The 24,743-nt window shown below is 73.9% G+C and carries 24 protein-coding genes and 1 pseudogene; 9 read left to right on the top strand and 16 right to left on the bottom strand.

What is annotated here, in order from left to right:
- Nucleotides 1–93: 93 nt before the first annotated feature.
- Nucleotides 94–1,140: an alcohol dehydrogenase catalytic domain-containing protein gene (locus LEP48_RS07980; protein WP_225565057.1), complete on the bottom strand. Its 1,047-nt coding sequence runs from the start codon at nucleotides 1,138–1,140 to the stop codon at nucleotides 94–96.
- A 70-nt stretch (nucleotides 1,141–1,210) separates the two neighbouring features.
- On the opposite strand from LEP48_RS07980, the gene LEP48_RS07975 reads away from it, so the two are divergent.
- Entirely contained in the window at nucleotides 1,211–3,529 is a 2,319-nt protein-coding gene (locus LEP48_RS07975; protein ID WP_225565056.1) for a M28 family peptidase, read from the top strand.
- Here LEP48_RS07975 and LEP48_RS07970 read toward each other — a convergent pair.
- From LEP48_RS07970 to LEP48_RS07960, 4 genes and pseudogenes are all read right to left on the bottom strand, one after another.
- The gene (locus tag LEP48_RS07970; RefSeq protein ID WP_225565055.1) at nucleotides 3,519–5,498 is read right to left on the bottom strand and encodes a thioredoxin domain-containing protein; all 1,980 of its coding nucleotides are present in this window, start codon (nucleotides 5,496–5,498) and stop codon (nucleotides 3,519–3,521) included. The genes LEP48_RS07975 and LEP48_RS07970 overlap by 11 nt on opposite strands.
- A 261-nt stretch (nucleotides 5,499–5,759) precedes the next feature.
- Nucleotides 5,760–5,866 (bottom strand): annotated as a pseudogene (locus tag LEP48_RS18930) (DUF255 domain-containing protein); the annotation flags it as partial.
- Nucleotides 5,867–5,887: 21 nt separating this feature from the next.
- Nucleotides 5,888–6,736, bottom strand: a complete 849-nt coding sequence (locus LEP48_RS07965) for a hypothetical protein (RefSeq protein ID WP_225565054.1) — start codon at nucleotides 6,734–6,736, stop codon at nucleotides 5,888–5,890.
- A gap of 134 nt (nucleotides 6,737–6,870) precedes the next feature.
- Nucleotides 6,871–7,809, bottom strand: a complete 939-nt coding sequence (locus LEP48_RS07960; RefSeq protein WP_225565053.1) for an FAD-dependent oxidoreductase — start codon at nucleotides 7,807–7,809, stop codon at nucleotides 6,871–6,873.
- 70 nt (nucleotides 7,810–7,879) lie between these two features.
- On the opposite strand from LEP48_RS07960, the gene LEP48_RS07955 reads away from it, so the two are divergent.
- Nucleotides 7,880–8,452, top strand: coding sequence for a MerR family transcriptional regulator (locus LEP48_RS07955; protein WP_225565052.1), 573 nt, complete (start codon nucleotides 7,880–7,882; stop codon nucleotides 8,450–8,452).
- Nucleotides 8,449–9,498: a P1 family peptidase gene (locus LEP48_RS07950; RefSeq protein WP_225565051.1), complete on the top strand. Its 1,050-nt coding sequence runs from the start codon at nucleotides 8,449–8,451 to the stop codon at nucleotides 9,496–9,498. Before LEP48_RS07955 ends, LEP48_RS07950 begins: the two co-directional genes overlap by 4 nt.
- Before the next feature lie 19 nt (nucleotides 9,499–9,517).
- Here the strand turns inward: LEP48_RS07950 and LEP48_RS07945 are convergent, their stop codons facing one another.
- From LEP48_RS07945 to LEP48_RS07935, 3 genes are read right to left on the bottom strand one after another with little or no spacing between them, the layout of a single operon-like run.
- On the bottom strand, nucleotides 9,518–10,111 hold the full coding sequence (locus LEP48_RS07945) for an HhH-GPD-type base excision DNA repair protein (protein WP_225565050.1): 594 nt from the start codon (nucleotides 10,109–10,111) through the stop codon (nucleotides 9,518–9,520).
- Between the two features lie 50 nt (nucleotides 10,112–10,161).
- On the bottom strand, nucleotides 10,162–11,751 hold the full coding sequence (locus tag LEP48_RS07940; protein ID WP_225565049.1) for a hypothetical protein: 1,590 nt from the start codon (nucleotides 11,749–11,751) through the stop codon (nucleotides 10,162–10,164).
- Between the two features lie 35 nt (nucleotides 11,752–11,786).
- Nucleotides 11,787–12,041, bottom strand: a complete 255-nt coding sequence (locus LEP48_RS07935; protein ID WP_225565048.1) for a helix-turn-helix domain-containing protein — start codon at nucleotides 12,039–12,041, stop codon at nucleotides 11,787–11,789.
- A 242-nt stretch (nucleotides 12,042–12,283) separates the two neighbouring features.
- On the opposite strand from LEP48_RS07935, the gene LEP48_RS07930 reads away from it, so the two are divergent.
- On the top strand, nucleotides 12,284–12,544 hold the full coding sequence (locus LEP48_RS07930) for a hypothetical protein (protein WP_225565047.1): 261 nt from the start codon (nucleotides 12,284–12,286) through the stop codon (nucleotides 12,542–12,544).
- A gap of 527 nt (nucleotides 12,545–13,071) precedes the next feature.
- Here LEP48_RS07930 and LEP48_RS07920 read toward each other — a convergent pair.
- Entirely contained in the window at nucleotides 13,072–13,524 is a 453-nt protein-coding gene (locus LEP48_RS07920; RefSeq protein ID WP_225565046.1) for a PNPOx family protein, read from the bottom strand.
- Between the two features lie 64 nt (nucleotides 13,525–13,588).
- On the opposite strand from LEP48_RS07920, the gene LEP48_RS18770 reads away from it, so the two are divergent.
- A complete protein-coding gene (locus tag LEP48_RS18770) occupies nucleotides 13,589–14,140 on the top strand; it encodes a CoA-binding protein (RefSeq protein ID WP_308009993.1) in 552 nt (183 codons plus the stop codon).
- 68 nt (nucleotides 14,141–14,208) lie between these two features.
- On the opposite strand, the gene LEP48_RS07910 is transcribed toward LEP48_RS18770, so the two are convergent.
- The 5 genes from LEP48_RS07910 to LEP48_RS07890 form a co-directional block, all read right to left on the bottom strand.
- A complete protein-coding gene (locus LEP48_RS07910; protein ID WP_225565045.1) occupies nucleotides 14,209–15,723 on the bottom strand; it encodes a hypothetical protein in 1,515 nt (504 codons plus the stop codon).
- A gap of 51 nt (nucleotides 15,724–15,774) precedes the next feature.
- A complete protein-coding gene (locus LEP48_RS07905; RefSeq protein ID WP_225565044.1) occupies nucleotides 15,775–16,518 on the bottom strand; it encodes a hypothetical protein in 744 nt (247 codons plus the stop codon).
- Nucleotides 16,519–16,652: 134 nt separating this feature from the next.
- The gene (locus LEP48_RS07900) at nucleotides 16,653–17,480 is read right to left on the bottom strand and encodes a putative F420-0 ABC transporter ATP-binding protein (protein WP_225565043.1); all 828 of its coding nucleotides are present in this window, start codon (nucleotides 17,478–17,480) and stop codon (nucleotides 16,653–16,655) included.
- A complete protein-coding gene (locus LEP48_RS07895) occupies nucleotides 17,477–18,562 on the bottom strand; it encodes a putative F420-0 ABC transporter permease subunit (RefSeq protein ID WP_422723812.1) in 1,086 nt (361 codons plus the stop codon). The genes LEP48_RS07900 and LEP48_RS07895 overlap by 4 nt, the downstream gene beginning before the upstream one ends.
- Nucleotides 18,559–19,581, bottom strand: coding sequence for a putative F420-0 ABC transporter substrate-binding protein (locus tag LEP48_RS07890; protein WP_225565042.1), 1,023 nt, complete (start codon nucleotides 19,579–19,581; stop codon nucleotides 18,559–18,561). The genes LEP48_RS07895 and LEP48_RS07890 overlap by 4 nt, the downstream gene beginning before the upstream one ends.
- 183 nt (nucleotides 19,582–19,764) lie before the next feature.
- Between LEP48_RS07890 and LEP48_RS07885 the strand changes: the two genes are divergently transcribed.
- Nucleotides 19,765–20,502, top strand: coding sequence for a tyrosine-protein phosphatase (locus tag LEP48_RS07885; protein WP_225565041.1), 738 nt, complete (start codon nucleotides 19,765–19,767; stop codon nucleotides 20,500–20,502).
- A 27-nt stretch (nucleotides 20,503–20,529) separates the two neighbouring features.
- On the opposite strand, the gene LEP48_RS07880 is transcribed toward LEP48_RS07885, so the two are convergent.
- The gene (locus tag LEP48_RS07880; RefSeq protein ID WP_225565040.1) at nucleotides 20,530–21,369 is read right to left on the bottom strand and encodes a class I SAM-dependent methyltransferase; all 840 of its coding nucleotides are present in this window, start codon (nucleotides 21,367–21,369) and stop codon (nucleotides 20,530–20,532) included.
- 140 nt (nucleotides 21,370–21,509) lie between these two features.
- Here LEP48_RS07880 and LEP48_RS07875 point away from each other — a divergent pair, with 140 nt between their 5' ends.
- A complete protein-coding gene (locus tag LEP48_RS07875; RefSeq protein WP_225565039.1) occupies nucleotides 21,510–22,208 on the top strand; it encodes a winged helix-turn-helix transcriptional regulator in 699 nt (232 codons plus the stop codon).
- Nucleotides 22,209–22,307: 99 nt separating this feature from the next.
- On the top strand, nucleotides 22,308–23,897 hold the full coding sequence (locus tag LEP48_RS07870; RefSeq protein WP_225565186.1) for a molybdopterin-dependent oxidoreductase: 1,590 nt from the start codon (nucleotides 22,308–22,310) through the stop codon (nucleotides 23,895–23,897).
- A gap of 28 nt (nucleotides 23,898–23,925) precedes the next feature.
- On the opposite strand, the gene LEP48_RS07865 is transcribed toward LEP48_RS07870, so the two are convergent.
- Nucleotides 23,926–24,135 carry a hypothetical protein gene (locus LEP48_RS07865; RefSeq protein WP_225565038.1) on the bottom strand — a complete coding sequence of 70 codons (210 nt, stop codon included), beginning with the start codon at nucleotides 24,133–24,135 and terminating at the stop codon, nucleotides 23,926–23,928.
- Between LEP48_RS07865 and LEP48_RS07860 the strand changes: the two genes are divergently transcribed.
- Nucleotides 24,134–24,733, top strand: a complete 600-nt coding sequence (locus LEP48_RS07860; RefSeq protein WP_225565037.1) for a GNAT family N-acetyltransferase — start codon at nucleotides 24,134–24,136, stop codon at nucleotides 24,731–24,733. The two genes, LEP48_RS07865 and LEP48_RS07860, sit on opposite strands and share 2 nt — an antisense overlap.
- The last annotated feature ends 10 nt before the right edge of the window (nucleotides 24,734–24,743 follow it).

The raw sequence follows: 24,743 nt of genomic DNA, 5'->3' as shown, positions 1-24,743 counted from the left end.
ACGGGGTGTCGCCTCGACCGGACGGGGCCAGTGTACGTCGCGCGCGGCCCGGGCAGCAGGCCCCGTCCGGGCGCGGGCCGGCTGCGGGGCAGGTCAGCGGCTCGGGTCCACCACGACCATGCCGGTGCGCGGTGCGCCGGCCAGGTCCGGGAGCAGCCGTGCCCCCTCCTCGAGCCCGACCACACGGTCCAGCAGGTCCTGCGGGCGCAGCCTCCCGTCGGCGACCAGGGCGAGCATCCGGGGGTAGTCGGCCGCGGCCATCCCGTGGCTGCCGAGCACGTCGAGCTCCCACGCGATGACGCGGTCCATCGGCACGCGCGGGTGCCCGGCGACCGGAGGCAGCAGCCCGACCTGGACGTGCCGGCCGCGGCGCCGCAGGCTGAGGACGGCGTCCGCGCAGGTGCGCTCGCTGCCGACGGCGTCGAGTGCGACGTGGCTGCCCCCGCCGGTCAGCGCGTGCACGGCGGCGGGGACGTCGGCGCCGTCCGCCGCGAGCACGGTGTGCTCGGCCCCGGCGCGACGCGCGGCCGCCAGCGCGCCCTCGTGCCGGTCGACGGCGACGACGCGCGCACCGTGGGACGCGGCCACCATGACCGCGCTGAGCCCCACGCCGCCCGCGCCCACGACGGCGACCCACTCACCGGGCCGCACCTGCGCGCGGGAGACGACGGCGCGGTACGCGGTGGCGAAGCGGCAGCCGAGGCTCGCGGCGGTCGCGTCGTCGACCCCGTCGGGGATCGCGACGAGGTTGGTGTCGGCCGCGTGCAGCACGACCCGCTCCGCGAACGACCCGGCGTGCGTGAACCCCGGCTGGGTCTGGTCCGGGCACACCTGCGCGTCGCCGGCGCGGCACCACGCGCACCGGCCGCAGCCGCAGACGAACGGGCACGTCACGCGGTCGCCCACCCGCCAGCGCTCGACACCGTCGCCGACCTCCGCCACGACGCCCGCGAGCTCGTGGCCGGGGACGTGGGGGAGGTCCCGGACGTCGTCGTCGTGACCGGCCCACCCGTGCCAGTCGCTGAGGCACAGCCCGCTCGCGCGGACCTCGACGACCACGCCACCGGGCGGGGCGGCGGGGGCCGGTATCTCGCGGACGGTCACGGGGCCGCCGAACTCGTCGAACGTCATCGCGCGCACGGGCCGATCCAACCACGCCGTGCCGGTCACGATTGGGCCACGTCGCCGGGACGGGGCTACGGTTCGCCGCGTGAACGTGACTCGGTCGCGGGCGACGACGCTCGCGTGCACCCTCCTGCTCGTCCTGCTCGCCGCGGCCTCGGTCTGGGCGGTGCTGCCCCCGTCACCGCGGTCCGCGGACGCCCCCGCCGACGAGTTCAGCGCCGAGCGCGCCTTCGCCACCGTCGAGGCGATCAGCACCCAGGTGCACCCGCACGGGACGGCGGCCGCCGCCGAGGTGCGGGACACGATCGTCGCCGACCTCGCCGCGCTCGGGCTGGCACCCGAGGTGGTGGACGGCGTCGGGATGTCGGGGCGCCTCGGTGACCAGAGCCGGGTCGCGGCCACGAAGAACGTGGTGGCCACGATCGAGGGCGAGGACTCCTCCGGCCCGGTCTTCCTGCTCGCGCACTACGACTCCGCCGAGGTCTCCCACGGCGCGAACGACGACGGCGCGGGCGTGGCCACGCTGCTGGAGACGGCCCGCGCGCTGGGCGAGGGCCCGGCGCTGCGCAACGACGTCGTGCTCGTGTTCACCGACGCGGAGGAGGCGTGCCTGTGCGGGGCGGAGGCCTTCGTCCACGCCGACCCCCGCGCTGCCGGGGGCGGCGTCGCGGTCAACCTCGAGGCCCGCGGCTCGGCCGGCCCCGTGGTCATGTTCGAGACGTCGGACGGCAACGCGGCGCTCGTCGACGCGTACGCGCAGGTGCCGTACCCCGTGGGCAGCTCGCTCGCGGTCGAGGTCTACCGGATCCTGCCGAACGACACCGACTTCTCCCCGTTCCTCGACGACCCCGAGGCACGCTTCACCGGCCTGAACAGCGCGTACATCGACGGTGCAGCCGCCTACCACGCGCCCCAGGACACAGCCGACCGCATGTCGCTGGCGACCCTGCAGCACCACGGGTCCAACGCCCTGGCCCTGGTGCGGGAGCTCGGCGACGCCGACACGGCGGCGCTCGCGCAGCCGTCGGCCCACGACGCCACCTACTTCCCGCTGCCTGGCCACGTGCTCGCCCGCTACCCGGGCTGGCTCACCTGGCCGTTCGCCCTCGCCGCGGTGCTGGCGGTGGGTGCGTTCGCCGTGGTCCTGGCGCGCCGCCGTGAGGTGCACGGCGAGCCGACGACCGCCGGCCGGCTGGTCGCCGGATTCGCCTCCGCGCTGCTGCCGATCGTGGGTGCCGTGCTCGGCGCCATGGGCCTGTGGTGGCTCATGGTCGCGATCCGGCCCGGCTACGACGAGATGCTCGACCCGTGGCGGCCCTGGGGCTTCCGGGTGGCGCTCCTCGGGATCGTGGGGCTCGTGCTCACGGGCTGGTTCGTCGGACTGCGCCGGCGGCTCGGCGCCCCGGCGCTCGCGCTCGGCGCCCTCGGCTGGCTGGCGGTGATCGGCGTCGTCCTGGCGGCCGTCACGCCCGGTGCCTCGTACCTGGCCGCGCTGCCCGCGATGGCCGGCGCCGTGGCGGGCATCGTCGCGCTGACCGCGACCCGGGGCGTCGCCGGTGGGCGGGTCGCGGTGACGCTCGGTGCGGCCGTGGGCGTCGTCGTCGTCGCGCCCGTGGTGCTCCTGTTCTTCCCGGCCCTCGGCCTGGAGACGGGCGCCGCCCCCGCGGTGGTCGCGGCGCTCCTGGGGCTCGCGCTGACGCCCGTGCTCGCCGCGATGCTGCCCCGGGGCCGCCGGACGGGCGGCTGGCTCGTGGCGGCGTGCGGCGGCCTGACCGTCGTGGCGCTCCTCGTGGGCCTCGTCGTCGACGACTTCGACGCGCGGCACCCCGAGCCGACGCGCCTCGCGTACGCGCTCGACGCCGACACCGGCCAGGCGCTGTGGGTGTCCGACGAGGGGACGCCCAGCGACTGGACCGGGCAGCTCGTGGAGCGGCAGCAGGACCTCTCCGGCCCGTTCCCGATGTTCCACGGCGAGGTCTGGACCGGCAGGGCCGACGCGGCGGACCTGCCGGCCCCCGAGGTGACGGTCGTCTCCGACGAGACCTCGAGCGAGGGCCGCACCCTGACGCTCACCGTGCGCCCCGGCGAGGGCGCCCGGATCGGCACCTCTGACGCGCTGCGCTACGTCGAGCTCGACGCGGACGGCGTCACCTCGGCGGTCCTGTCGGGTCGCGAGCTGCCGGTGGGCGGTGACGGGCACCTGAGCACCCGGCACTACACGCCCGCCGGCGGCGTCGAGCTCGTCGTGACCCTGCCCGCGGGCCGGGAGCTCGACCTGCGCGTCGTGGCGGGTGGTGGCGGCCTGGAGGACCTGCCCGGCTTCGTGGCGCGCCCGGCGGACGTGGGCGTGGCGGGGTCGCACACCTCAGAGCTGGTGCTGGTGGGCACGAGCGTCACGCTCTGACGGTCAGCTGCTGGGTGAGGTCGGCCGGGTCGGTGACCGGCAGGTCGCAGACGAACCCACGGCAGACGTAGGCGGCCGGCCGGCCGCCCACCAGAGGCCGGTCGGCGAGCAGCGGCACGCCGGGGGAGTCGGGGGCGCCGTGCACCACGACGGCCCCGGCAGACGGCGTGCGCCACGCGGTGCGGCGCAGGTCGTCCGCGGCCGGCCCGTCGCCCACGACGGCGACCTGCAGCGGCCCGGCGGCCAGGGCCTCGGCGGTGGCGAGGGTCCAGCCGGCGAAGCGCGGCGCCCGGCGTGCCAGGGTGCCGGTCGCCGCGACGGCGCGCTCGGCCGCCGTCCGGTGCCGCGACGAGCCGGTGAGGGCGGCGTAGACGGCCAGCGCCCCCGCCAGGGCGGAGGTCCCGGACGGCTCCGGCCCGTCGGTGGGGTCCCGCGGGCGCACCACGAGGCGCTCGGCGTCGTCGGCGGCGTCGAAGAACCCGCCGTCCGCGCTGCCGAAGTGGTCCAGCGCCAGGTCGAGGAGCTCCCCGGCGGCGCTGAGCCAACGGGCCTCGCCGGTCGCCTGGTGCAGCGCGAGCAGGCCCTCGGCGAGGTCGCCGTGGTCGGCCGCGACGGCGGGGGCGTCGCCGGCGACGCCGTCGCGCGAGGCGCGGCGCCACCGTCCCTCCACACGATGGACCGCGAGCAGGTGGTCCGCGCACACGGCGGCCGCGTCCACCCAGGCCGGCTCGTCGAGGACGGCACCAGCCTCCGCCAGGGCCGCGACCGCCAGGCCGTTCCACGCGGTGACCACCTTGTCGTCACGGGCGGGCTGCGGCCGTCTCCCGCGGGCGGCGAACAGCCGGTCGCGCACCGGTCCCCACCACGCCGGGTCCGGGTCCTCGGGGAGCTGGAGCGTGGACGCGCCGCCGGTGAACGTGCCGGCGTCGGTCACCACCAGGGCCTCGGCGGCCCGCCGGCCGTCGTCATCCCCGAGCACGTCGCGCAGCTGGGCGGGGGTCCAGACGGAGGTCAGCCCTTCGACCCCGTCGGTGTCGGCGTCCAGCGCCGAGGCGAACCCGCCGGCGGGGGTGCGCAGGTCGCGCAGCAGGAACTGTGCCGTCTCGCGAGCCACCCGTGCGGCGAGGGGCGACGACGTCGCGCGCCACAGGTGGGCGTACACGCGCAGCAGCTGGGCGTTGTCGTAGAGCATCTTCTCGAAGTGCGGCACCACCCAGGCGGCGTCCACGGAGTACCGCGCGAACCCGCCCGCGAGCTGGTCGTAGATCCCGCCCCGCGCCATCGCCTCGCAGGTGCGCTCCGCCAGCTCGAGAGCCGAGGCGTCCCCGGTCCGGGCGTGGTGGCGCAGCAGGTGGACCAGCGTCATCGACGGCGGGAACTTCGGCGCGCCCCCGAACCCGCCGTGCTGCGCCGAGAAGTCACGACGCAGCGCGGCTACCGCCTGGGCGAGCGCGGCGTCGTCGACGGGGGCGGTCGGCAGGGTCCCGGTGCCGCGCGCGATCGCCTGCGTCACCGCCTCGCCCTGAGCGAGGACCGCCCCGCGCCGTTCCCGCCACGCCTCCCCGACGGCGGCGAGCACCGCCAGGAGCTGTTCGCGGGGGAAGTAGGTGCCGCAGTGGAACGGCTCGCCGTCCGGCGTCAGGAACGCCGTCATGGGCCAGCCGCCCTGCCCCGTCATCGCCGTGGTGGCGGCCATGTAGACGGCGTCGACGTCGGGTCGTTCCTCGCGGTCCACCTTGACCGGCACGAAGCCCGCGTTGATCGCCGCCGCCACGCCGTCGTCCTCGAACGACTCGTGCGCCATGACGTGGCACCAGTGGCACGCGGCGTACCCGACCGACAGCAGCACCGGCACGTCGCGGCGTCGGGACTCCGCGAAGGCCTCGTCCCCCCAGGGCCACCAGTCGACGGGGTTGTCGGCGTGCTGGCGCAGGTACGGGCTGGTTGCGCCGGCGAGGCGGTTGGCCATTCCTCTACTCCTCACGAGTGGCTCGTGCACCAAGTTCACTTGAGTGATGCACGAGAGTGATGCAGTACGGACGTGCAGCGGGCTCTCGGCGACCCGGAGCCACCAGCCTAGGGAGGTGGTCTCGTGGCCTCGCGCGCGCCATCGAGGCTGCTCGCGCAGGGCAGGCCGCGCATGCTCGGCGGCGCGACGCGTGGTGGGCGGGTGCGGTCCTACGCGCCCGGCTCGGACACCCGGCCGTCGATGGCTTCACCTCGAGACACAGTGGCACGCGGCGTACCCGACCGACAGCAGCACCGGCACGTCGCGGCGTCGCGCCTCCGCGGAGGCCTCGTCCCGGGCCTCGTCCCCCAGGGCCACCAGTCGCCCAGGGCGCCGCCGGCCCGGCGGCGTCAGCCCAGCCGCGCGCTGATCACCAGCTCCTCGCCGACGTCGAGGCGCACGTCCGTGAGGTGGACGCCCGACGGCAGGGCGGCGGCGAGGTCGACGCGGCGGTTCGCGGCGGCCTCCACGCGTCCGCGCACCGCACCGAGCATGGCGCTCACGAGCGGGTTGCCGCTGGAGATCTGCACGTCGCCGACGGTGAGCACCATCGCGTCGTCCACCGCTGCGGAGGCCGTCGCGGTCACCGCGGCGGACAGGAAGCCCTTGCGGATCTTCGCGTCGATCCGCACCCCGGCGGCGCGGGGGCCACGGGGGTCGAGCCGCACGTCGAGGCCGGTGAGCTGGATCCCCTGCGACTGCAGCGACACGGCGAGCAGGCCGTGCACGGTCGCCACCAGGCCCGCGCGGGAGACCGCGACGCGGGCGTGCCCGGTCACGGGGTGCGCGTCGTCGGGCTCGACGGCCTCGACGCCAACCTGGCCGTCCGAGCCCTCCACCCACGCTAACCGCAGGCCCGCCGCCTCGGCGGTGACGTCCACGGGCAGGTCGACGGCGGTGAGGGGGTGGGCGTCGACGCGCAGACGGCGCACGGTGCCCGGCTCGCGGGAGCTGACCGACACGGGGGACCAGGAGGCGCCGGGTGCCTGCTGGCCGGCGCCGAACGCGACGCCCGTGAGGTCCAGCTCGAGCGCGGCGACGTCCGCGCCGTCGAGGTCGGCCGTGACCCGCGCCCGCTCGAGCCCGGTGACCGTGCCGCCGCCGGCCTGGCGGGCCAGGTCGATCAGCCGTGCGGCGAGGTCGTCGCCCGTGGTGGGGCGCGGGGCGGGGCCGAGGGGCACGAGGTCCGGTGACGTCATGCGGCGAGCCTAACGGCCGGGCGGCGTCCGGACGTGGCAGTGTGCCGTCGCGACATCGGTCGCGCCGCCGCACCGGCCGCCCCGCCGAGGGATCGCCGACCCGGACCGGCGGCCACCGGCTCACCGCCGCCGGCTCACGGCTCCAGCAGGTCGCCGTCGATCGCCGCGGCGGCGAGCTGCCCCGCGGCCATGGCCGCCGTCACCGAGGCGAGGGGCATGGGGAGGTCAGCGGTGTGCGCGAGGTCCCCGGCGGCCATCACGCCCGGCAGGCTGGTTCGTGCGAAGGCGTCGATCGCCACGCAGCCGGACTCCCGCAGCTCCAGCCCGAGCTGGGCGGCGAACGGTGCCGCCTGGTGCAGGGCGGGGGCCACCATGAGCCCGCCGAGCGTGAGGGTGTCGCCGCCGTCGAGGACGGCGAGCAGGCCGGGCCGGCCGTCGTCGAACGGGTGCGGCTCGAGCCGCACCACGGGCTCGGGGCGGATCTCGACGCCGCGTCGCTCGAGCCCGGCGCGGGCCTGCGGGTCCAGCGTGCCGCCGTCGGCGAGCACCACGAGCCGGCTCGCGATGCGCTCCATGAGCCCGGCGACCCGCGGGGTGTGCGGCCCGGCGCCGAGCAGGCCCACCGGCGTCCCGCGGAACTCGTGGCCGTGGCAGTAGGGGCAGTGCGCCGCGACGGTGCCGAACAGGTCGGCCAGCCCGGGGGTGGAGGGCAGCTCGTCGCGCAGGCCGGTGGCCAGCAGCAGCCGCCGGGCGGCGATCTCCCCGCCGTCGGTGCGCACGACGAAGGACGGCTGCGCGGCGGTCCCGGCGGACGTGATCTCGTGGACGGTCGTGCGACGGAGCTCGACCGTGTCGTACGCGGCGAGCGTGCGGTGCGCGGTGGCGCGGAACTCGGCGGGAGGTGTGCCGTCGAACCCGAGGACGTTGTGCATGGCGTCGGTCGGGTCGTTGCGGTAGGTGCCGGAGTCGAGCAGGACGACGTCGCGGCGGGTGCGCCCGAGCATCAGGGCCGCGGCGAGGCCGGCGGGCCCGCCGCCGACGACGATCGCGTCGTGCAGGTGCTGGTCGGTCATGGTGGTCCTCTTTCGGTCGTGCGGGTGCGGGTGGGTTGCGTCGGGTCCCAGCCTGTGACTTCATGTCAACATGAAGTCAAGCGATCGGGCGGACGCAGCACGACAGAGCACCTGGAGCGTGGGGGAGCTGGCGGCCAGGTTCGGGCTGGAGACGCACGTGCTGCGCTACTGGGAGGACGTCGGCCTGCTGGCACCCGCGCGCGACGGCGCCGGCCGGCGTCGGTACGACTCGGACGACCTCGTGCGGGTCGCGACGATCCTCAGCTCGAAGGTCGCGGGCATGAGCCTCGAGCAGATCCAGGTGCTCCTGGACGCGGGGGCGTCCCGGCGCGGCGCGTGGGAGCGCCACCAGGTGCTCGCCGCGCACCTGGCCGAGCTGGACCGCCTGCAGGCGGAGATCGACCGCTCACGGCACATGACCGAGCATGCGCTGGCCTGCCGCGCACACGACATCGCGACGTGCCCACGGTTTCGCGAGCACGTGCGCGACCTCGTGGACGGCACCCGCACCTGGCGCGACCTGCACCCGGTGGACGCCGTTCCCGCGTCGGCCGGGGAGCCCGTCGACGGGTCCGCCGGCGCCTCGGTCGGCGCCGCTGCCGGCGCCTCTGTCCCGGGAACCACGGACGGGGGCGGCGCGTGAACGCCCCGACGACAGCCCGCCCGACGCCGCGCGAGCTCGGCATCGCCGTCGGCGACCAGCCGCCGGGGACCTGGAACGCCATCACCGACGTGCCCGGCGTGCGCGTCGGGCATACCACGCTGCACGACGGCGCGCGCCTGCACACGGGCGTGACCGCCGTCGTCCCCGAGATGCTGGGGCGCGGGCCGGGGCAGCGCCGGGCGCTCGCGTGCGGGCTGTTCGCCGGGAACGGGTACGGCAAGCTCGTCGGCGCGACCCAGCTCGCCGAGCTCGGCGAGCTGGAGACGCCGGTCGTGCTCACGGCGACCCTGTCGGCGTTCCGGGCCGCCGACGCGCTCGTGTCGCACGTGCTGGAGCTCCCCGGCTACGAGGAGGTGCGCACCCTCAATCCGGTGGTCGGTGAGACCAACGACGGGTTCTGCTCCGACGTCCGGGCCCGCCCGATCGCCGAGTCGCACGTGCGGGCCGCGCTCGACGGCGCGGCGTCCGGACCGGTGGCGCAGGGCTGCGTCGGGGCGGGCACGGGCACCACGGCGCTGGGGTTCAAGGGCGGGATCGGCACGTCGTCGCGGGTGGTTGACGTCGCCGGGAGCCGGCGCACGGTCGGTGCGGTGGTGCAGTCCAACTTCTCCGGGACGCTCACCGTGCTGGGCGTGCCGGTGCCGGTGCGCGGGGACGCCTCCAGGCTCCCGGCACCTGACGACGGCAACTCCTGCATGATCGTCGTCGCCACGGACGCCCCGCTGGACGCCCGGCGGCTGGACCGGGTCGCGCGGCGGGCGGTGTTCGCCATGGGGCGGGTCGGGGCCGGTTTCACGCACGGCAGCGGCGACTACGCGCTGGCGTTCAGCACCGCGCACCCGGACGACCGTCTGGTGCCCGACGGCGATCTGGACCCGCTGTTCGCCGCGACCATGGACGCGGTCGAGGAGGCGCTGCTGGCGTCCGTCCTCTGCGCGACGACGACGGTCGGGCACCGGGGGACCAGCCACGCCGTCCCGGTCGACGACGTGCTGGGCGCGCTGCGGGCGGGCGGCAGGCTCTGAGGCTCGCGGGCGCGGGCGGTCAGCCCTTGGCGGCCTTGGCCGCGGCCTTCTGCTCCTTCTTGAAGGCCCGCACCTCGACGAGGGACTCGGGGCTGGTGACGTCGGCGATGGACCGCCGCGAGCCGTCGTCGCCGTAGTGTCCGGCGGCCTCGCGCCACCCCGCCGGCTGGACGCCGCGCTGCTTGCCGAGCAGCGCGAGGAAGATCTTCGCCTTCTGCTCCCCGAAGCCGGGCAGCGCCCTCAGCCGCGCCAGCACCTCGGCGCCCGTGGGAGCGCCGTCCGCCCCGGGCCGGGTCCAGATCGCGGTGACGTCGCCGTCGTACTCGTCCACGACGACGTGCGCCAACGCCTGGATGCGGCCCGCCATCGAGCGCCCGTAACGGTGGACGGCCGGGGGAGTGGTGGCGAGCGTGACGAACTCGTCCGGGTCCGCGTCGGCCACGGCGCGCGGATCGATCGATCCGAGGCGGTCGCGGATCTTGCGCGGGCCGGAGAACGCGTGCTCCATCGGGTACTGCTGGTCCAACAACATGCCAGTTAGGAGTGCGAAGAAATCGTTAGAGAGTAATCGATCTGTCTGCGGATCTCCGGTGATCCAAAGTTCGGTGCTCATGTGAAATCGACTCCTCTGCATTCACTCGATGAGTTGCGCCACGGCGGCAGTCACTCGAGGTCGTCGAAGATTTCGCTTCGAAGAATGACTCGTCGAATGCTGCGCTTATCGGCGAAGGGGACGATGCGATCTCGGGGGGACGGGGTGTCATCCTCCTCTTCAATTTCGAAATCGGTGGGCTCCGCCTTTGTGCGTTTCAAGTCAACGTACGTGCCATAGTCGAGTGCATAGATGTTGTATCGCTGCCCCGGGTTCTCCTTGTCGCTATATCCGCGCGAAATGAGATGGATGAGCCTCAGGTCAAAGAGGGAGAGAATCATTTTGTTATCTGCATGCTCGCGCGACAGCATGAACATCTTGGTTTGTCGGCTCCCGATCACGTCGGTGATAATGCGATGGAGGGCGGTTCGCTGACCTTCGGAGAGGGCCGTGGACTTGTCGGTTTCGTACCAGTCTCGAGCAGCCTCCTCGACTGAGTTTAGGTCGATCTTCTGACGACCGGTCGACTTGGCCTTGAAGAATGCAGAACTAAAGATGCCGAGAAAGTCCCGGACCACGCCCTCACCCGCGCGAACCAATTCAATAAAGGTCGCCTTCTCGGTAAACAGACGGGAGCGGAACGAGGTCGCATCGCGAACGTTATAGCCCCTGAGTGCATCATCAGTCATACCGGAAACAATGTGGCGATAGAGCAGTTCGTGAAAGATCTCGACCACGTTGTCAGCGTTGCGTTCGTAGACGTAGTAATCGTCAAGATCGAGGTTAGCCTTGATGTCAGGACCCAGTTCGAAGCCGATCGGATTGCCTTCGCGAGGGAGTGTAAAGCGCGAACGGTACTCCAGAGAAGCGATCTTGATTGTTACGAGACTGCTAGGGAAGAGGGAGCGCTTGATGAACTCCGCGATGAACGGCTGGAGTTCGACGGGGAGTGCCGTCCACTCGTCGATGAGGATAGTCAATCGATTGGCCCCGAGCGCTCGAAGCGCCCTTTCGAGTCCGTGATAAATCTCGCTAAACACGAGTGACTGGCGGAGTGCTTCTGTGTACTGTGACTCGTGGGTCTGCGTCTGCGAGTGGTTGTCGTCGACGCCAAGGGAGAGACCGGGCTTCATACCCGACATTCCCGCCTCAGCCTTCGTGCCGGCCGACGTGCTTTCCTGGTTTGACGTCGAGACGCTGCGCTCGTTGACCTCGGCGGCCTTCCGGGTGATTGTATCGGCAAAATCGCTCACTTCTTCCAGGCCGCTTCCATCCGACTCGGGCGCGGTGACGATGTCGAGCAGTTTTCCCTGGATGTTGGAGAGGAGGTCCTTGAACACCGCGACGCACCGTTCGGCCAACGGCTTTTCCGGGTCGAGGAATGTATGCGCGCTGCCGAGAACTCTTACGTCGAGGTAGATCACGTACGACCCGTGGGTCTCCTCAAGTTCGGACCGTAGCACTTGAAACACGTGGGTTTTTCCAGTGCCTCGACGGCCGTAGAGGATCTGATTCGCGTGATTGGCGACCTGTTGGAGGACACCTGTGTCCACGTACGTGTCACGAAGAACGTCGAGATCTCCCTGCTTTTCCGACCGGTCGGTGATGTTAGAAACAGCTCGGGCAAGTTGCCGGTCCGAGATCAACGATGACTCGCTCATGCTGCTCCTGAGTGCCGTTCGGAAGATTGTCTTGTCTACTTGGTGGAACTTTGGGAAAGAGGGTCGGTTAGTAGCGCCGACGCCGAGATGTCGAGCTCGTCGGCCAGCGCGTAAAGGCTGCCGATGCTGATGTTTCGTTCCCCGCGTTCGACAGAGCCCACGTAGGTGCGGTGGAGTCCTGCGCGGTGGGCGAGATCCTCCTGGGAGAGGCCGAGTCGGCCGCGCTCGGTGCGCACGCGTTGTCCCAGGTGGTGGAGACGAGCTTGGAGGCGCTCGTCGTAGTTGCCCATCCTGGGATTCTTGGATGGTGCACTGTATAAGTCGACAGACTATGAGTAGCATTCGCCGCATGGCACTGTGGCGTGTGGACGTGTGCGGTGTCAGTCACCGGTTCGTGGAGGCTGACACCAAGGCGGAGGCTGAGGACGCTGTGCGGCAAGCGCTGTAGGACGCGATGGACGTCCGGGCGACGGATGCCGGTGCGTCCCTGACGCGGGACTACGAGGGTGCAGGGCCTCTTCAGCGGAAGAAGATGCTCGCGAAGCTTGACGGGCTGACCAACCCCCGCGAGCGACAGTCCTCACGGTCCGCGCGGCGACGGCTGGAGCGGGAGATCAAGCGAGAAAAGGCGGAGTCGGAGTGGATGACGGGCGCGGTCCGCGGGGCACCGCCCGTGTCGCAGGAGACGATCGACCTGCTCGTCCGGCTCGGGGAGGTGCAGCACATCGAGGAGAGCCATCTGAGACTCCCGGAGTGGGATCGCAAGTCCCCGATCCACGGCGAAACACTCTGACCTGCGGCGATAGTTCATGGCTACGTGCTGCGCTGGTCCAGCAGCATGCCGACCAGCAACGCGAACGGGTCGGTGTCGAGGAGCTCGTCCGCGTCAGGGTCCCCGGTCATCGTCACGTTCTGGTCCTCGTCGTCGGCTTGTGCTTAGCGGAGAGACGTGGTTCGCCGCTCGGAGGTGATGTCCCGCACCTTCGTTGTGTCGACCATCGCATGCCAAGACCCACCATCCGTCAGGTTCGTCCTCGACCGCAACGAACTCCAACAGCCGACCCTTGGCGCGTCCTGCTCGGTGATCTCTGGACGCTCTGCGGACGCTCTCGGATGCACCCGAACGCGCACCAGCACGCCCCTCTCCAGGTTCCGTACTGCACAAAGTAGGACATAAGTGCACGCAGGCGCAGTGCGTCCGGAGTCCGCGTCGAGAGATCATCCGGCAGGGTGTCCGGCGTGTGCGGCCAGACGGATGTCGGGAGCGTCCGGCCGGTGTGCCGGCCGATGGTGGCCGGCTGACGGCTGCGCTCGGCGAGGTCAGGCCGCGCGGCGGAGTCGCCCGACGACGAACGACTCGACGCCGACGGTGGAGCTGGCCCTGCCGAGCGCCCCGTCGAGGAGCTGCCCCGCTTCGTCCGTGTCCACGACGCGCAGCCGGTCGACGCGGTAGTCGACCCCCTTGCGCGTGAGCGTGTAGGAGCCGGCGGCGAAGATGTTGCGGCACCAGTCGACGTCCGACCCCCACGGCAGCGGGTGCAGGACGAGCACGTCGCGGTGCTCGGAGATCGCCACCGGCGCGCCCGCGACCGCCGCCGTCGCGGGGTCGATCGGGGCGCGGGCGGCGAACGCGACCACCGGGGTGCGGTACCTGCGCCCGCTGTGGCGTCCCACGTGGTGCAGCGTCGCCCACGGCGGGACGCGGGACGACACCTTGAGCGCGTACCGGTTGAACTTCTTGGTGGCCTTCGCGACCTTCTCGGGGAGCGCCATACGGACATCCTGCGCCGCGTCGCCCGTGCGTGCCGGGCGAGACGGGACCTGGTTGACTGGCCGGATGAGGATCCGGGACCCCCGCCGCACGCCCACCCCGCTCTCCGCCGAGCGTGCCGCCGCAGGCCACGACGACGGCACCGAAGAGGTCGAGGGTTCCGACGTCGAAGGTTCCGACGTTGCGGACGCGGACGCCACGCTCGGCGCGGGCACCTTCGCCGCGTCGACGATCGACCGGGTCCTCGACGACACCACGACGTGGGCCGTCGTCGGGCTGTCGGCCAACACCAGGCGTGCCGCGTACGGCGTGGCCGAGGTGCTGCAGCGGGCCGGCAAGCGGATCGTGCCGGTGCACCCGAGCGCTGGGACGGTGCACGGCGAGCAGGGCTACGCCACGCTCGCCGACGTCCCGTTCCCCGTGGACGTCGTCGACGTCTTCGTGCGGTCCGAGCTGGCCGGCGACATCGCGGACCAGGCCGTCGCGATCGGCGCCAAGGCCGTGTGGTTCCAGCTCGGCGTCGTCGACGAGGACGCCGCCGCGCGCGTGCGGGCCGCGGGCCTCGACATGGTCATGGATCGCTGCCCGGCCATCGAGCTGGACCGCCGCGGACACTGAGGGCGTACCACTGAGGGCGTACCACTGAGGGCGTACCACTGAGGGCGTACCACTGAGGGCGCACCGGGTCACGCATCGTCCGCGGGCCTCGCCCTCGCGAGCAGCGCGTCGACGTCGTCCACGCGCCACGCCTGCACCCCGGCGTCGTCGCTGGTCGTGACGACCAGGGTGTCGTCCTGCAGGTGCACCGTGACGCCCGAGCGAGAACGGGTGGGCACAGGCACCCAGTCCCAGGCCGGGCCCGGCGCGGCGGGCTCCCGGCTGATGCGGAGGACGGGGCCGGTGTACTGAGCACCGTCCAGCCAGCCGGCGCTGACGACCGACTCGCCCCACGACACCACCGAGTCCAGCGACGTGCCTTCCGGAGCGACCCAGGTCTTGGCGATGGTCTCGCCGTCCTGGGTCGCGAAGACCTGCGTGCGCCCGCCGGCGTCCACGAAGACCGTGACACCGTCGTCCGTGGCGAGGCACCTCTCCGCGTGACCGGAGCCGTCCCCGCCGACGTCGAGGATCCGCCTCGTCCACGTGTCGCCGTCGGACGTCCAGGTGACGGGCTCGTCGATCAGCCCGGTGTCGACGCTGCCCACCACCACGGCCTCCCCGGTGGGGAGGACGCAGGCGCCGGCGACGTCGGAGCCGCGGGGCCCGCTGCGCAGCGTCCCCGCGTCCTGCCAGCGGATGCCGTCGGTCGAGGTCCAGGCCGCGGCGTGCCGAAGGTCGTCGACGTTCATGGACTCGGCGCGGGACCCCGCGGCGATCCAGCGGTCGTCCGTGCGGACGAGCGTCGACGCGGCGGCGAACTCCTCGTCGAAGCCGACGCCTTGCGTCCAGACACCGTCCAGGGGGCGGGACCAGGGCGTCGTGACGATCGTGTCGGCGTCCGGGTCCCACCCCGTGTAGAGCGCCACCTCCTGACCGCTGCCCGGGTCGGCGCCGGCGATCACCCGACGGTCCGAGGCGGGGGCGGCGCCGTCGTCCGAGGTGACCAGGGCGTCGTCCTCGAGGACGTACTGGGTGGTCTGCCCGACCGAGCGCCACCCGTCCTCGCCGAGGTCCGTGAAGACCGTCCGGACGCCCGGCAGGGGCGCCCCGTCGCGGAAGTCGTCGGTCTGGAGGGGGCGGAACCAGGGGGTCACCGCGCCGAGCACGCCCAGGTACTTCAGCTCGGCGTCGTAGAAGTGCGCGGTCCCGTTCCCGCGGACGACCGTGAGGGCCGGGCCGTCCCCCGTGACGGAGACCTGCACGGACGGTGCAAGCTGGCGGGCCTCCCGGCTGGTTCCGTCGGTCTGCAGGGCCTCGTCGTCGAGCTCGCCCACCCAGCGTGCGTCCGCCTTCCGGTTCACGAGGAGGAACTGCGTGGAGCTCTCGATCGAGACGGGGGCGACGAGACGGTCGCCGACGATCGTGCCCTCGCCGAACCAGGAGCCCTTGTCCGGCCCGTCCTCCGGGAACAGGTCCTCGTAGGCGGAGTCGCGAGGCCAGCTCTCGCCCTCGTGCGACGACCACGCGGCGAGGGTCCACCGTTCCGTACGGTCGTCGTACGCGGAGCCCACCAGGACGAGCTCGTCGCCACGGCTCGCCACGGTGGCGCTGCTGACTGTCGTCCCAGCCCCCAAGGCGGACCGTGCCCACGTCTACGTGCCATCGGTGGACGTGAAGATCTCGGGCCCGTCGCCCGTCCCGCTCGAGGGCGCGGTGGCGAGGACGAGCACCCCGCCGGAGGCCTCGGCGGCCGTCACCGAGGCGACGTCCTGCGTCTTCGGCAGATCGAGGGGCTCGACGGTGCCGTCGGCGACGCGGAGGCCGGCGAGCCGGTCGTCGGTGTCGATCCCCAGCACGTAGGTCGTGTCGCCGTCCACCGCGACCTGCACGGGCCGCAGGCCGGCGAGGTCGGCGGGGATCTCTACCTGCTCCCAGCGGCTGCGGTCCGTGGACGTGAAGAGGTACGGCGCCTCGACCCCGGCCCGCCACGAGTACCCCGCGACGGCGGAGAGGTCGGGGTCGCCGTCCAGGTCGACCTCGACGGGTGCGCCGACGGTCTCGAGGAGCTGGGGCTCGTCGGTGATCTGCGTGCCGGCTGCGGCGGACCACACCGCGAGGCGGGGCAGCTCGCGCGCGACCGCGCGCTTCCCGACGACCAGGACGGGGACCTCCGACGAACCGCCCATCCCACCCAGCACCGAGACGTCGCCCACCTGGACACCCGTCGGGACCGCGTCGCCCGGGACGGTGAGCTCGTGGAACGTCGGCGTCTGCGGCGGCTCGACCTCGTCGTCGGACCGGGACCCGGTGCAGGCGGCGAGCAGCAGCGAACCGCCGAGGCCGAGGACGAGCAGAGCGGCGAGCGTACGGGGTCGAGGTGCGGTGGTCGTCCTCAAGGAAGTCCCTCTCGTGCGGCGGCGTCGGCGGCGTGCGCGTCCCACCGGGCGATGCCTTCGGGGACGGCGGGGACGCTACCAACGCGGGCGGAACCCGCCGCGAAGTTGTCCACAGGGTGCCGCGGCGGCACCCGTCAGTCGCGCGGGCTGAAGGTCAGCACCGGGCGGCCGGTGCGCGGATGCGTGAGCACGTCGGTGCGCACGCCGTAGACCGGGTCGACGACGTCCGGCACCAGCACGTCCCGCACGTCGCCGGCCGCGACCACCCGCCCGCCGGACAGCAGCACGACGTGGTCGCAGTGCTGGGCCGCGAGCGTGAGGTCGTGCAGGGCGGCGAGCACGGTGACGCCCTGGCCGGCGAGGGTGCGCAGCACGCGCAGCGCGCCGAGCTGGGCGGCGATGTCCAGGTGGTTCGTGGGCTCGTCGAGCAGGATCAGCGCCGGCTCCTGCGCGAGCGCACGCGCCATGTGTACCCGCTGCCGCTCGCCACCGGACAGGGTCGCGACCTCGCGGTCGGCCAGGTCCGTCAGGCCCACGGTCGCCAGGGCACGCCGCGCCGCGGCGCGGTCGTCGGCGCCCTCCCCGGCGAGCAGCGAACGGTGCGGGATCCGCCCGAGCAGCACGGCGTCGAGGACGGTGACGGGCAGGTCGGTGCTCGCCTCCTGCTCGACGAGCGCGAGCAACCGTGCCCGACGCCGACGGGGCAGGCCGAGCAGGTCCGCGCCGTCGAACGCGACGCGGGCGGCGCCGTCCGCCGGTGGCTGGACCGCCGCGAGCACGCGCAGCAGCGTCGACTTGCCGGAGCCGTTCGGCCCCAGCAGCCCGCTGACCGCCCCGGCCGGCGCGGTGACGTCCACGCCGTCCAGGATCAGCCGCCCGCCCGCCGCCCACGTCACGCGGGCGGCGTCGAGGCCGCCCGCGGAGGCGGTCCCGAGGGACGTCGGGAGCGACGTCGTCGTCATGCGAGCCGCCTTCCCCGCCACAGCAGCAGCGCGAACACGGGGGCCCCGACGGCCGCGGTGACGATGCCCACAGGGACCTCGCGCGGCGCGAACACAGTGCGGGCGAGGGTGTCCGCCCAGATGAGGAACGACGCCCCGCACAGCGCCGACAGGGGGAGCAGCAGCCGGTGCCGCGCACCCGTGAGCATCCGCACGGCGTGCGGCAGGATCAGGCCCACGAACCCGATCGAGCCCGACTGCGACACCAGCGCGCCCGTGAGCAGCGCCACCCCGACCAGCAGCAGCCAGCGCACGCGCGCGACGGGCACGCCGAGGGTGGCGGCCGCCGTGTCCCCGAACGTGAAGGCGTCGAGGACCGAGCCGGTCGAGGCCAGCAGCGTCCCGAGCACGAGGACGGCGACCCCGGTGATCGCGACCGACGTCCAGGTGGCGCCCGCGACCGAGCCCATGAGCCACGACAGGATCTCGCGGTACGAGTCCCCGGTCGCCGACCAGAAGATGACGAAGCTCGTCGCGGCCGCCGCGAGCTGGCTCACCGCCAGCCCCGCGAGCACCGTGCGGGTGGGCGTGATCGTCCCGCTCGCCCCGGCGAGCGCCAGCGCCGCCACGAGGGCGGCGACGGCCCCCACGAACGCCGCGACGGGCAGCAGCGCCGTCACGCCCGCCACGAGCACCAGCACCGCGCCGAGCGACGCGCCCGACGACAGGCCGAGCAGGTAGGGGTCGGCCAGGGGGTTGCGCGTGAGCGACTGCATGACGACGCCGCAGAGCGCCAGGCCCCCGCCCACGGCCGCGGCGGTGAGCACGCGTGGCAGGCGCAGCTCCCAGACCATGCCGTCCCGGAGGGTCCCGAGCGGTTCGAGACCGAGCACCGGGCCCAACCCCAGGTGGCCGGCGACCGAGGCGGCGACGTCGCCCACCGACAGCGCGGCCGGGCCGACCGTCACCGCGACGAGCACGGAGGCCACGAGCACCACGGCGGAGGCGGGCAGCCACCAGGCGGCGCCGCGCCGCGCCGGGCGCGCGGTGGTCGCGGCGGTCCCGGCCGCCGCGGGGTCGCGCACGGTGCGCGTCGTCGTCACCGGTCGATCTCCTCCAGCTGCGCGGCCAGGTCGACGACGGCGTCGACGGTGCGCACACCGGCCTCCGTCGCCGGGAACGGCACGGTGAGGTAGCGGCCCTCCCGGACGGCGGTCATGCGCGCGGTCGCGGCGTTCCCCTCGAGCCGGGCGATCTTGTCCTCCGCGCTGTTCCAGGTGGCGTCCACGAGCACGATGACGTCCGGGTCGGCGGCGATCGCCTCCTCCCAGGCGTACGACGTCCACGTGTCGTGCACGTCGCCCGCGACGTTCTCGAGCCCGACGGCGTCCATGATCATCTGCGGGGCACCGATCCCGGCGCCCACGTAGGGGATGTCGTCGCCCGACGAGTACCACAGGGCGCTCAGCCCGCGGTCGTCGGGGGAGACGGACGCCAGCGTCTCCCGCTGCTCGGCGACGAGTGCCTCCGCGGCGTCGGTGGCGCCGAAGATCTGCCCGACCTCGCCGATCTCCGCGAACAGGTCGTCGAACGTCAGCGGGTCGGGCATGTACCCGGGCTCCTTGCAGGCGGCGGGCGAGACGTACGTCGCGACGCCCAGCTTCGCCAGGGTGGCGCGGTCGCCCGCGCCCTCGGCGGTGAGGTTCGACTCCCACCCGGCGTAGACGAGGTCGGGCTCCAGGCCCAGCACGGCCTCCGTGCCCGGCACCTGGTCGGCCATGGGCTCGGCGACCGCGGGCACGTCGGCGGCGGCGCCCGCGAGGGAGTCCGGCACGGGGCCGTCGAGGAACGCCGACCCGACGATGCGGTCGCCGAGCCCGAGGGCGAGCAGCATCTCGGTGGCGCTCGACTTGATGGTCACCACGCGCTCGGGCGGTGCGTCGACGACGACGTCGAACCCGCAGTTGTCGACGGTGACGGCGGTGGTGACGGCGGTGGTGCCGGGGCTCCCGCCGCGGGCGGGCGGCGACGCGGCACCGGCGTCGCCCCCCGCGCAGCCGGCGAGCGGCAGTGCGAGGACGAGCAGGGCGAGGGGCAGGACGGGGCGGGTGCGGCGGGGCACGGAGGAACTCCCAGGGACGGCGGGTCGGTGGACGGCGCGCGGGCACGCCCGCACGCACGGCGCGCCATCTCGCACCGGTGGAACCGCGGCCCACAGCCCGGGCCGCGCCGACAGGCCAGTACCAGGCCCGTGATCCGCCGTCGAGCCTAGTACGCGGGGGCACCCCATGGTTTCCTGGCTCACGTGACGAGCCGTACCGCACCGACCAGCACCCTCACCGACGCGCGTGCGGTGCGGTGGGGCTCGCTGCCGAACGCCCGCGACCTCGGTCACCTGCCGACGATCGACGGTCGCCGGACCAGGCCGGGCGCCGTCGTGCGTGCGCCCCGGCTCGAGCTCGCGGGGCCCCACGGGCTGGCCGTGATGGCGGCCGCGGGCGTCAGCACCGTCGTCGACCTGCGCAACGCCGACGAGATCGGCCCGCTGGAGCTGCCCCCGTCCGTGGCACGCCACGCCCTGCCCGTCGAGGACCAGGGCGACGAGGAGTTCATGCGAGCCTGGGGCGAGCATCTGGATACGCCGCTCTACTACCCGGCGGTGCTCGCGACCTGGCCGCACCTGGTGGCAGCTGCCTTCCGCACGATCGCGGTGGCACCCGCCGGCACGGTCGTGGTGCACTGCTCGGCCGGCCGGGACCGCACCGGCATGATCACGGCGATGCTCCTGACCCTCGTCGGGGTGGAGCGCCGGGCGGTCGTCGAGGACTACCTCCTCGCGGTGCACGCCACGAACGCGCGGGCGGGAGCCGGGTCCGCGCCGGGCGAGCGCCACCGCGGTCCCGATGAGCTGGCGACCTGGTCCGCGCACGTCGGGGTCGCCCTCCAGAGTTTCCTCGACGACGTGGACGTCGAGGCGTACCTGCGCGACCACGGCGTGACGGCGGGGGAGATCGACCGCCTGCGTCACCGCCTGCTCGGCTGACCCGCCCCGCCGGCACGCCGTCGCGGCTCATGCCCGGGTGGCGTGCACCAGCAGGTAGTCCCAGGTCATGGTGCCGTCCGGGCGCAGGTGCCGGTCGGCCAGGGCCGCCAGGGCCTGGTCGAGCTCTGCGACACGGGCCGCGTCGTCGCCGAGGAACCGGTACGTCGCGATCGTCGGGCCGTACGTCGCCTTGAAGAAGTCGCGGAACTCGGCGCCCGAGGAGAACCGGTCCACGACCAGCCCACGCACCTCGGCGTGCAGGTCGCTGACCCGGTCGCCGAGCAGGGCGCGCACGTGCAGCTCGTCGCCCCACCGGGGCGGGGGCTGCGCACCGGGCGGCGGCGGGGGCGCGTACGGCTTCATCGTCGCGAACATCTCGCCGATGAAGCCCTCAGGCGTCCACGCGATCGTGCCGATGGTGCCGCCAGGACGGGTCACGCGGGCGAGCTCGCCCGCCGCGAGCTGGTGGAACGGTGCGAACATCACGCCCACGCACGACATGACGACGTCGAACGCGCCGTCGTCGAACGGCAGGTCGTGTGCGTCGGCGAACTCGAAGCGCAGCACCGCACCACGCCGCGCGGCACGCTCGCGGCCGGCCTGCAGGAGCTGCGGCGCGAAGTCGGACGCGACCACCTCGGCGCCGGCGAGCGCGGCGGGGATGGCCGCGTTGCCCGACCCCGCGGCGACGTCGAGGACGCGGTCGCCGCGGCCCACGTCGCAGGCCTCGACGAGGACGGCGCCGAGCGTGGGGATGACCTCGTCCGCGACCGCGGGGTAGTCGCCCAGCGCCCACAGCGCGCCGTGCTTGGTGCGGATCGTGTCCAGCAGCTCGGTCGGGACCGGTGCGCTGTCGGTGAGACTCATGACTGGCTCCTTCGTCGTGGTGGCCCCCGGCTCCTCCAGGCTCCGGCGGCGGGCGCCGCGCCTCCAGTGCCGGATCTGGACCGGGCGAAGTCCTGGATCTGTACTGGCGCCCGGCCTGTGCGCGGGCGTTCACTGGACGGATGGCGGGCTACGGTCAGTTCTGCCCTGTCGCCAAGGCGATGGAGGTGCTCGACGAGCGGTGGACCCTGCTCGTCGTGCGCGAGCTGATGCTCGGCAGCAGCCGGTTCAACGAGCTGCGCCGCGGCAACCCGAAGATGTCGCCGACGCTGCTGTCCAAACGGCTGCGCACCCTCGAGCGGGCCGGCATCGTGCGGCGCACCGGTGACGAGGGGCACGCGCGGTACGCGCTCACGGCGGCGGGTGAGGAGCTGCGCCCGGTCGTCGAGGCGCTCGGCACGTGGGGCACGCGGTGGGTCGGAGGGCTCGGCGAGGCCGACCTGGACCCGCACCTGCTGCTGTGGGACATGCGGCGCACCATCGACGTCGGTGCCTGGCCACGCGAGCGCACGGTGCTGGCGATCGTGCTCACCGACGTGTCGTCGCGGGCGTCGCGATGGTGGATCGTCGTGCGGGACGGGCAGGTCGAGGTGTGCGACTACGACCCCGGTTTCGACACGGCGGCGGTGCTGACCACGCCGTTGCGCACCCTCACCGGGCTGTGGCGCGGCGACGTGTCGTGGGCCGGCTCGCTGCGCTCGGGCGCGGTCGTCGTGGACGGCCCCGTCGACGCCCGGCGCCAGGTGCCGCGCTGGCTGGGGCAGGGCATGTTCGCCGGCGTACCGCGGCCGGTCGACGGGGCGGCGGCCGTCGGGGCGTGAGGCGGACGAGGCGCTGACGGCGCCGACGGACGGTTCCGCACCGAGCGGCCCGTTCCCGGCCCCGTGGGCGCCCGGTGGTGGGACGCTGGAGGCATGACCATGACGACGGAACCGGGCGTCACGCCGCACGCCGGTGCCCCGCGGGCGCGCACCGGCTGGTGGGCGGCGCTCGCGGGCGTCGTCGCGGCGGGCGCCGGACTCGCGCTGGCGGAGCTGCTGGCCGCGTTCGTGGACCCGGCGTCGAGCCCGGTGCTGGCCGGGGGTGCGGCCGTCGTCGACGCGGTGCCGGGCTGGCTCAAGGACCTCGCCGTCGCATGGTTCGGCACCGCGGACAAGGCCGTGCTGCTGGGCACCATGGGGGTGGTGCTGGCCGCGGGCGCCGCCCTGGCCGGGTGGCTGGAGCTGCGGCGTCCTCCGGCGGGTGCCGTGCTGCTCGGAGCCGTGGGCGTCCTCGCGGCCGTGGTCGCAGCGGCGCGGCCCGCGGCGGGCGTCCTCTGGGCGGTGCCCAGCCTCGTGGGCGTCGGGGTGGGCGTCCTGCTGCTGCGGCGGCTGGTCCGCGAGCTCAGGCCCCGTGACCGCACCCCGCTCGTGGGCCTGTGGTCCGGCTCCCAGGACGCCCCGGACCGGCGCACCTTCCTCCTCCTGGCGGGCCTGACGGCGGCCGGCGCGGTCGTGGCGCTGGGTGCGTCGCGAGCGGTGTCCGCCGGGAGCCGCGCGGTGGACGCAGTCCGCCGGGCGATCCGGCTGCCCGCGGCGGCGAAGGCCGCTCCCGCGGTGCCGGCCGGCGCCGAGCTCGGCATCGACGGGCTCGACCCGTACGTGACGCCGAACGAGTCGTTCTACCGGATCGATACGGCGCTGCGGGTGCCGCAGGTGGCGCCCGACGACTGGTCGCTCACCGTCACCGGCCTGGTGGACGAGCCGTTCACGATCACCTGGGACGACCTGCTCGCCCTGCCGCTGGAGGAGCACTTCGTGACGCTCGCCTGTGTCTCGAACCAGGTGGGAGGCGACCTCATCGGCAACGCGCTGTGGCTCGGCCACCCGGTGCGCGAGCTGCTGGCACGGGCGAGGCCGCGGGCGGGCGCCGACATGGTGCTCTCGCGCAGCACCGACGGCTTCACGGCGGGCACCCCGCTCGCCGTGCTGCAGGAGGCCGACCGGGCCTGCCTGCTTGCCGTCGGGATGAACGGGGAGCCGCTGCCTGCCGAGCACGGCTTCCCGGCGCGGCTCGTCGTGCCGGGCCTGTACGGGTACGTGTCGGCCACGAAGTGGGTCACGGAGCTCAAGGTCACGCGGTTCGCCGACGAGCAGGGTTACTGGACCCCGCGCGGCTGGTCCGCGCTCGGGCCCGTCAAGCTCTCGTCGCGCATCGACGTGCCGCGCCCCGGCGACGACCTGGCCGCAGGGAGGGTGACTCTCGCGGGGGTCGCGTGGGCGCAGCACACCGGGATCGCCGGCGTCGAGGTGCGGGTGGACGACGGCGCGTGGGTCGCCGCGGACCTCGCGGACACCGTCGGCCCGGACACGTGGCGCCAGTGGCGCCTGGACTGGGACGCGCCGCCCGGCGACCACCTGGTCGCCGTCCGGGCGACGGACACGGACGGCGTCGTGCAGGTCGAGGCGCTCGCACCACCGGCTCCCGACGGCGCCACCGGGTGGCACACCATCGAGCTGACGATCACGTGACCGGCACCCTGGCTCGCCCGGGGCCGCGTCAGATGCGAGCGGTCGCCGCCAGCCGCGCGCCGAACACGACGTAGAACACGCCGACCTTCGGGTTCATGAGGTTCGTGCTCAGGCCCAGCCCGAGGTCGCGCCACCGGCCGCCCGCCGGCATCGGGACGTCGAGCTCGGTGCCCGCCCCGAGCGGTGCCCGGGAAAACCCCGGGACGGCGTCGGGTGCGCGGTGCCACCATCGCGTCATGACCTCTCCCGTGCCGAACATCGCCCCGCAGCCCGTGCTGGTCCGCCGCGAGCTCCCGCCGGACGCGCCGGCCGTCCGGGCGGTGACCGCGGCCGCCTTCGCCGGCGCGCCGTACTCGGCGCCGCCGGTCGAGCCCGACGGCGCGCCGGGGGAGGCGACGCTCGTCGGCCTGCTGCGCGCCGACGCCGCCTGGATCCCGGAGCTCGCGCTCGTGGCGTGCGTCGGCGACGAGGTCGTCGGGCACGTCGTGTGCACGCGGGCCGCCGTGGGCGACGCGGCCGTCCTGGTGCTCGGCCCGCTGAGCGTGCACCCCGACCACCAGGGCCGCGGGGTCGGCTCTGCTCTCGTGCACACGGTGCTCGGCGCCGCCGACGCGCTGGGGGAGCCGCTGGTGGTGCTCGTCGGCGACCCGCGGTACTACGTGCGCTTCGGCTTCGTCCCCGGGGCGTCGCTCGGCCTCGAGCCGGACGACCCGGCATACTCCACCGCCTTCCAGGCCCGTCCGCTCACCGCGTACGAGCCGTCGCTGCGCGGGCGCTTCGCCCCGCCGTCGCCGTTCGACGCGCTGGCGGTGATGGCAGCGAGCACCCGTGCGTGAGCCGTGCCGG

Origin of the sequence: Isoptericola luteus, assembly GCF_020297055.1 — a bacterium.
GTDB classification, from domain to species: Bacteria; Actinomycetota; Actinomycetes; order Actinomycetales; family Cellulomonadaceae; genus Isoptericola; species Isoptericola luteus.
Note: the sequence above shows the minus strand (reverse complement) of the source record. Positions and strands in the feature narration are given on the sequence as shown.

Bases quoted from the DNA above. Each gene is read 5' to 3' on its own strand.
- LEP48_RS07955 (WP_225565052.1), top strand. From the start codon at position 7,880: ATGAAGTCAAGCGATCGGGCGGACGCAGCACGACAGAGCACCTGGAGC.
- LEP48_RS07865 (WP_225565038.1), bottom strand. From the start codon at position 24,135: ATGACGCGATGGTGGCACCGCGCACCCGACGCCGTCCCGGGGTTTTCC.
- LEP48_RS07940 (WP_225565049.1), bottom strand. From the start codon at position 11,751: ATGAGCGAGTCATCGTTGATCTCGGACCGGCAACTTGCCCGAGCTGTT.
- LEP48_RS07870 (WP_225565186.1), top strand. From the start codon at position 22,308: ATGACGACGGAACCGGGCGTCACGCCGCACGCCGGTGCCCCGCGGGCG.
- LEP48_RS07965 (WP_225565054.1), bottom strand. From the start codon at position 6,736: ATGACGTCACCGGACCTCGTGCCCCTCGGCCCCGCCCCGCGCCCCACC.
- LEP48_RS18770 (WP_308009993.1), top strand. From the start codon at position 13,589: ATGAGGATCCGGGACCCCCGCCGCACGCCCACCCCGCTCTCCGCCGAG.
- LEP48_RS07900 (WP_225565043.1), bottom strand. From the start codon at position 17,480: ATGACGACGACGTCGCTCCCGACGTCCCTCGGGACCGCCTCCGCGGGC.
- LEP48_RS07875 (WP_225565039.1), top strand. From the start codon at position 21,510: ATGGCGGGCTACGGTCAGTTCTGCCCTGTCGCCAAGGCGATGGAGGTG.
- LEP48_RS07960 (WP_225565053.1), bottom strand. From the start codon at position 7,809: ATGACCGACCAGCACCTGCACGACGCGATCGTCGTCGGCGGCGGGCCC.
- LEP48_RS07945 (WP_225565050.1), bottom strand. From the start codon at position 10,111: ATGAGCACCGAACTTTGGATCACCGGAGATCCGCAGACAGATCGATTA.
- LEP48_RS07880 (WP_225565040.1), bottom strand. From the start codon at position 21,369: ATGAGTCTCACCGACAGCGCACCGGTCCCGACCGAGCTGCTGGACACG.
- LEP48_RS07930 (WP_225565047.1), top strand. From the start codon at position 12,284: ATGCTCGCGAAGCTTGACGGGCTGACCAACCCCCGCGAGCGACAGTCC.
- LEP48_RS07935 (WP_225565048.1), bottom strand. From the start codon at position 12,041: ATGGGCAACTACGACGAGCGCCTCCAAGCTCGTCTCCACCACCTGGGA.
- LEP48_RS07860 (WP_225565037.1), top strand. From the start codon at position 24,134: ATGACCTCTCCCGTGCCGAACATCGCCCCGCAGCCCGTGCTGGTCCGC.
- LEP48_RS07920 (WP_225565046.1), bottom strand. From the start codon at position 13,524: ATGGCGCTCCCCGAGAAGGTCGCGAAGGCCACCAAGAAGTTCAACCGG.
- LEP48_RS07970 (WP_225565055.1), bottom strand. From the start codon at position 5,498: ATGGCCAACCGCCTCGCCGGCGCAACCAGCCCGTACCTGCGCCAGCAC.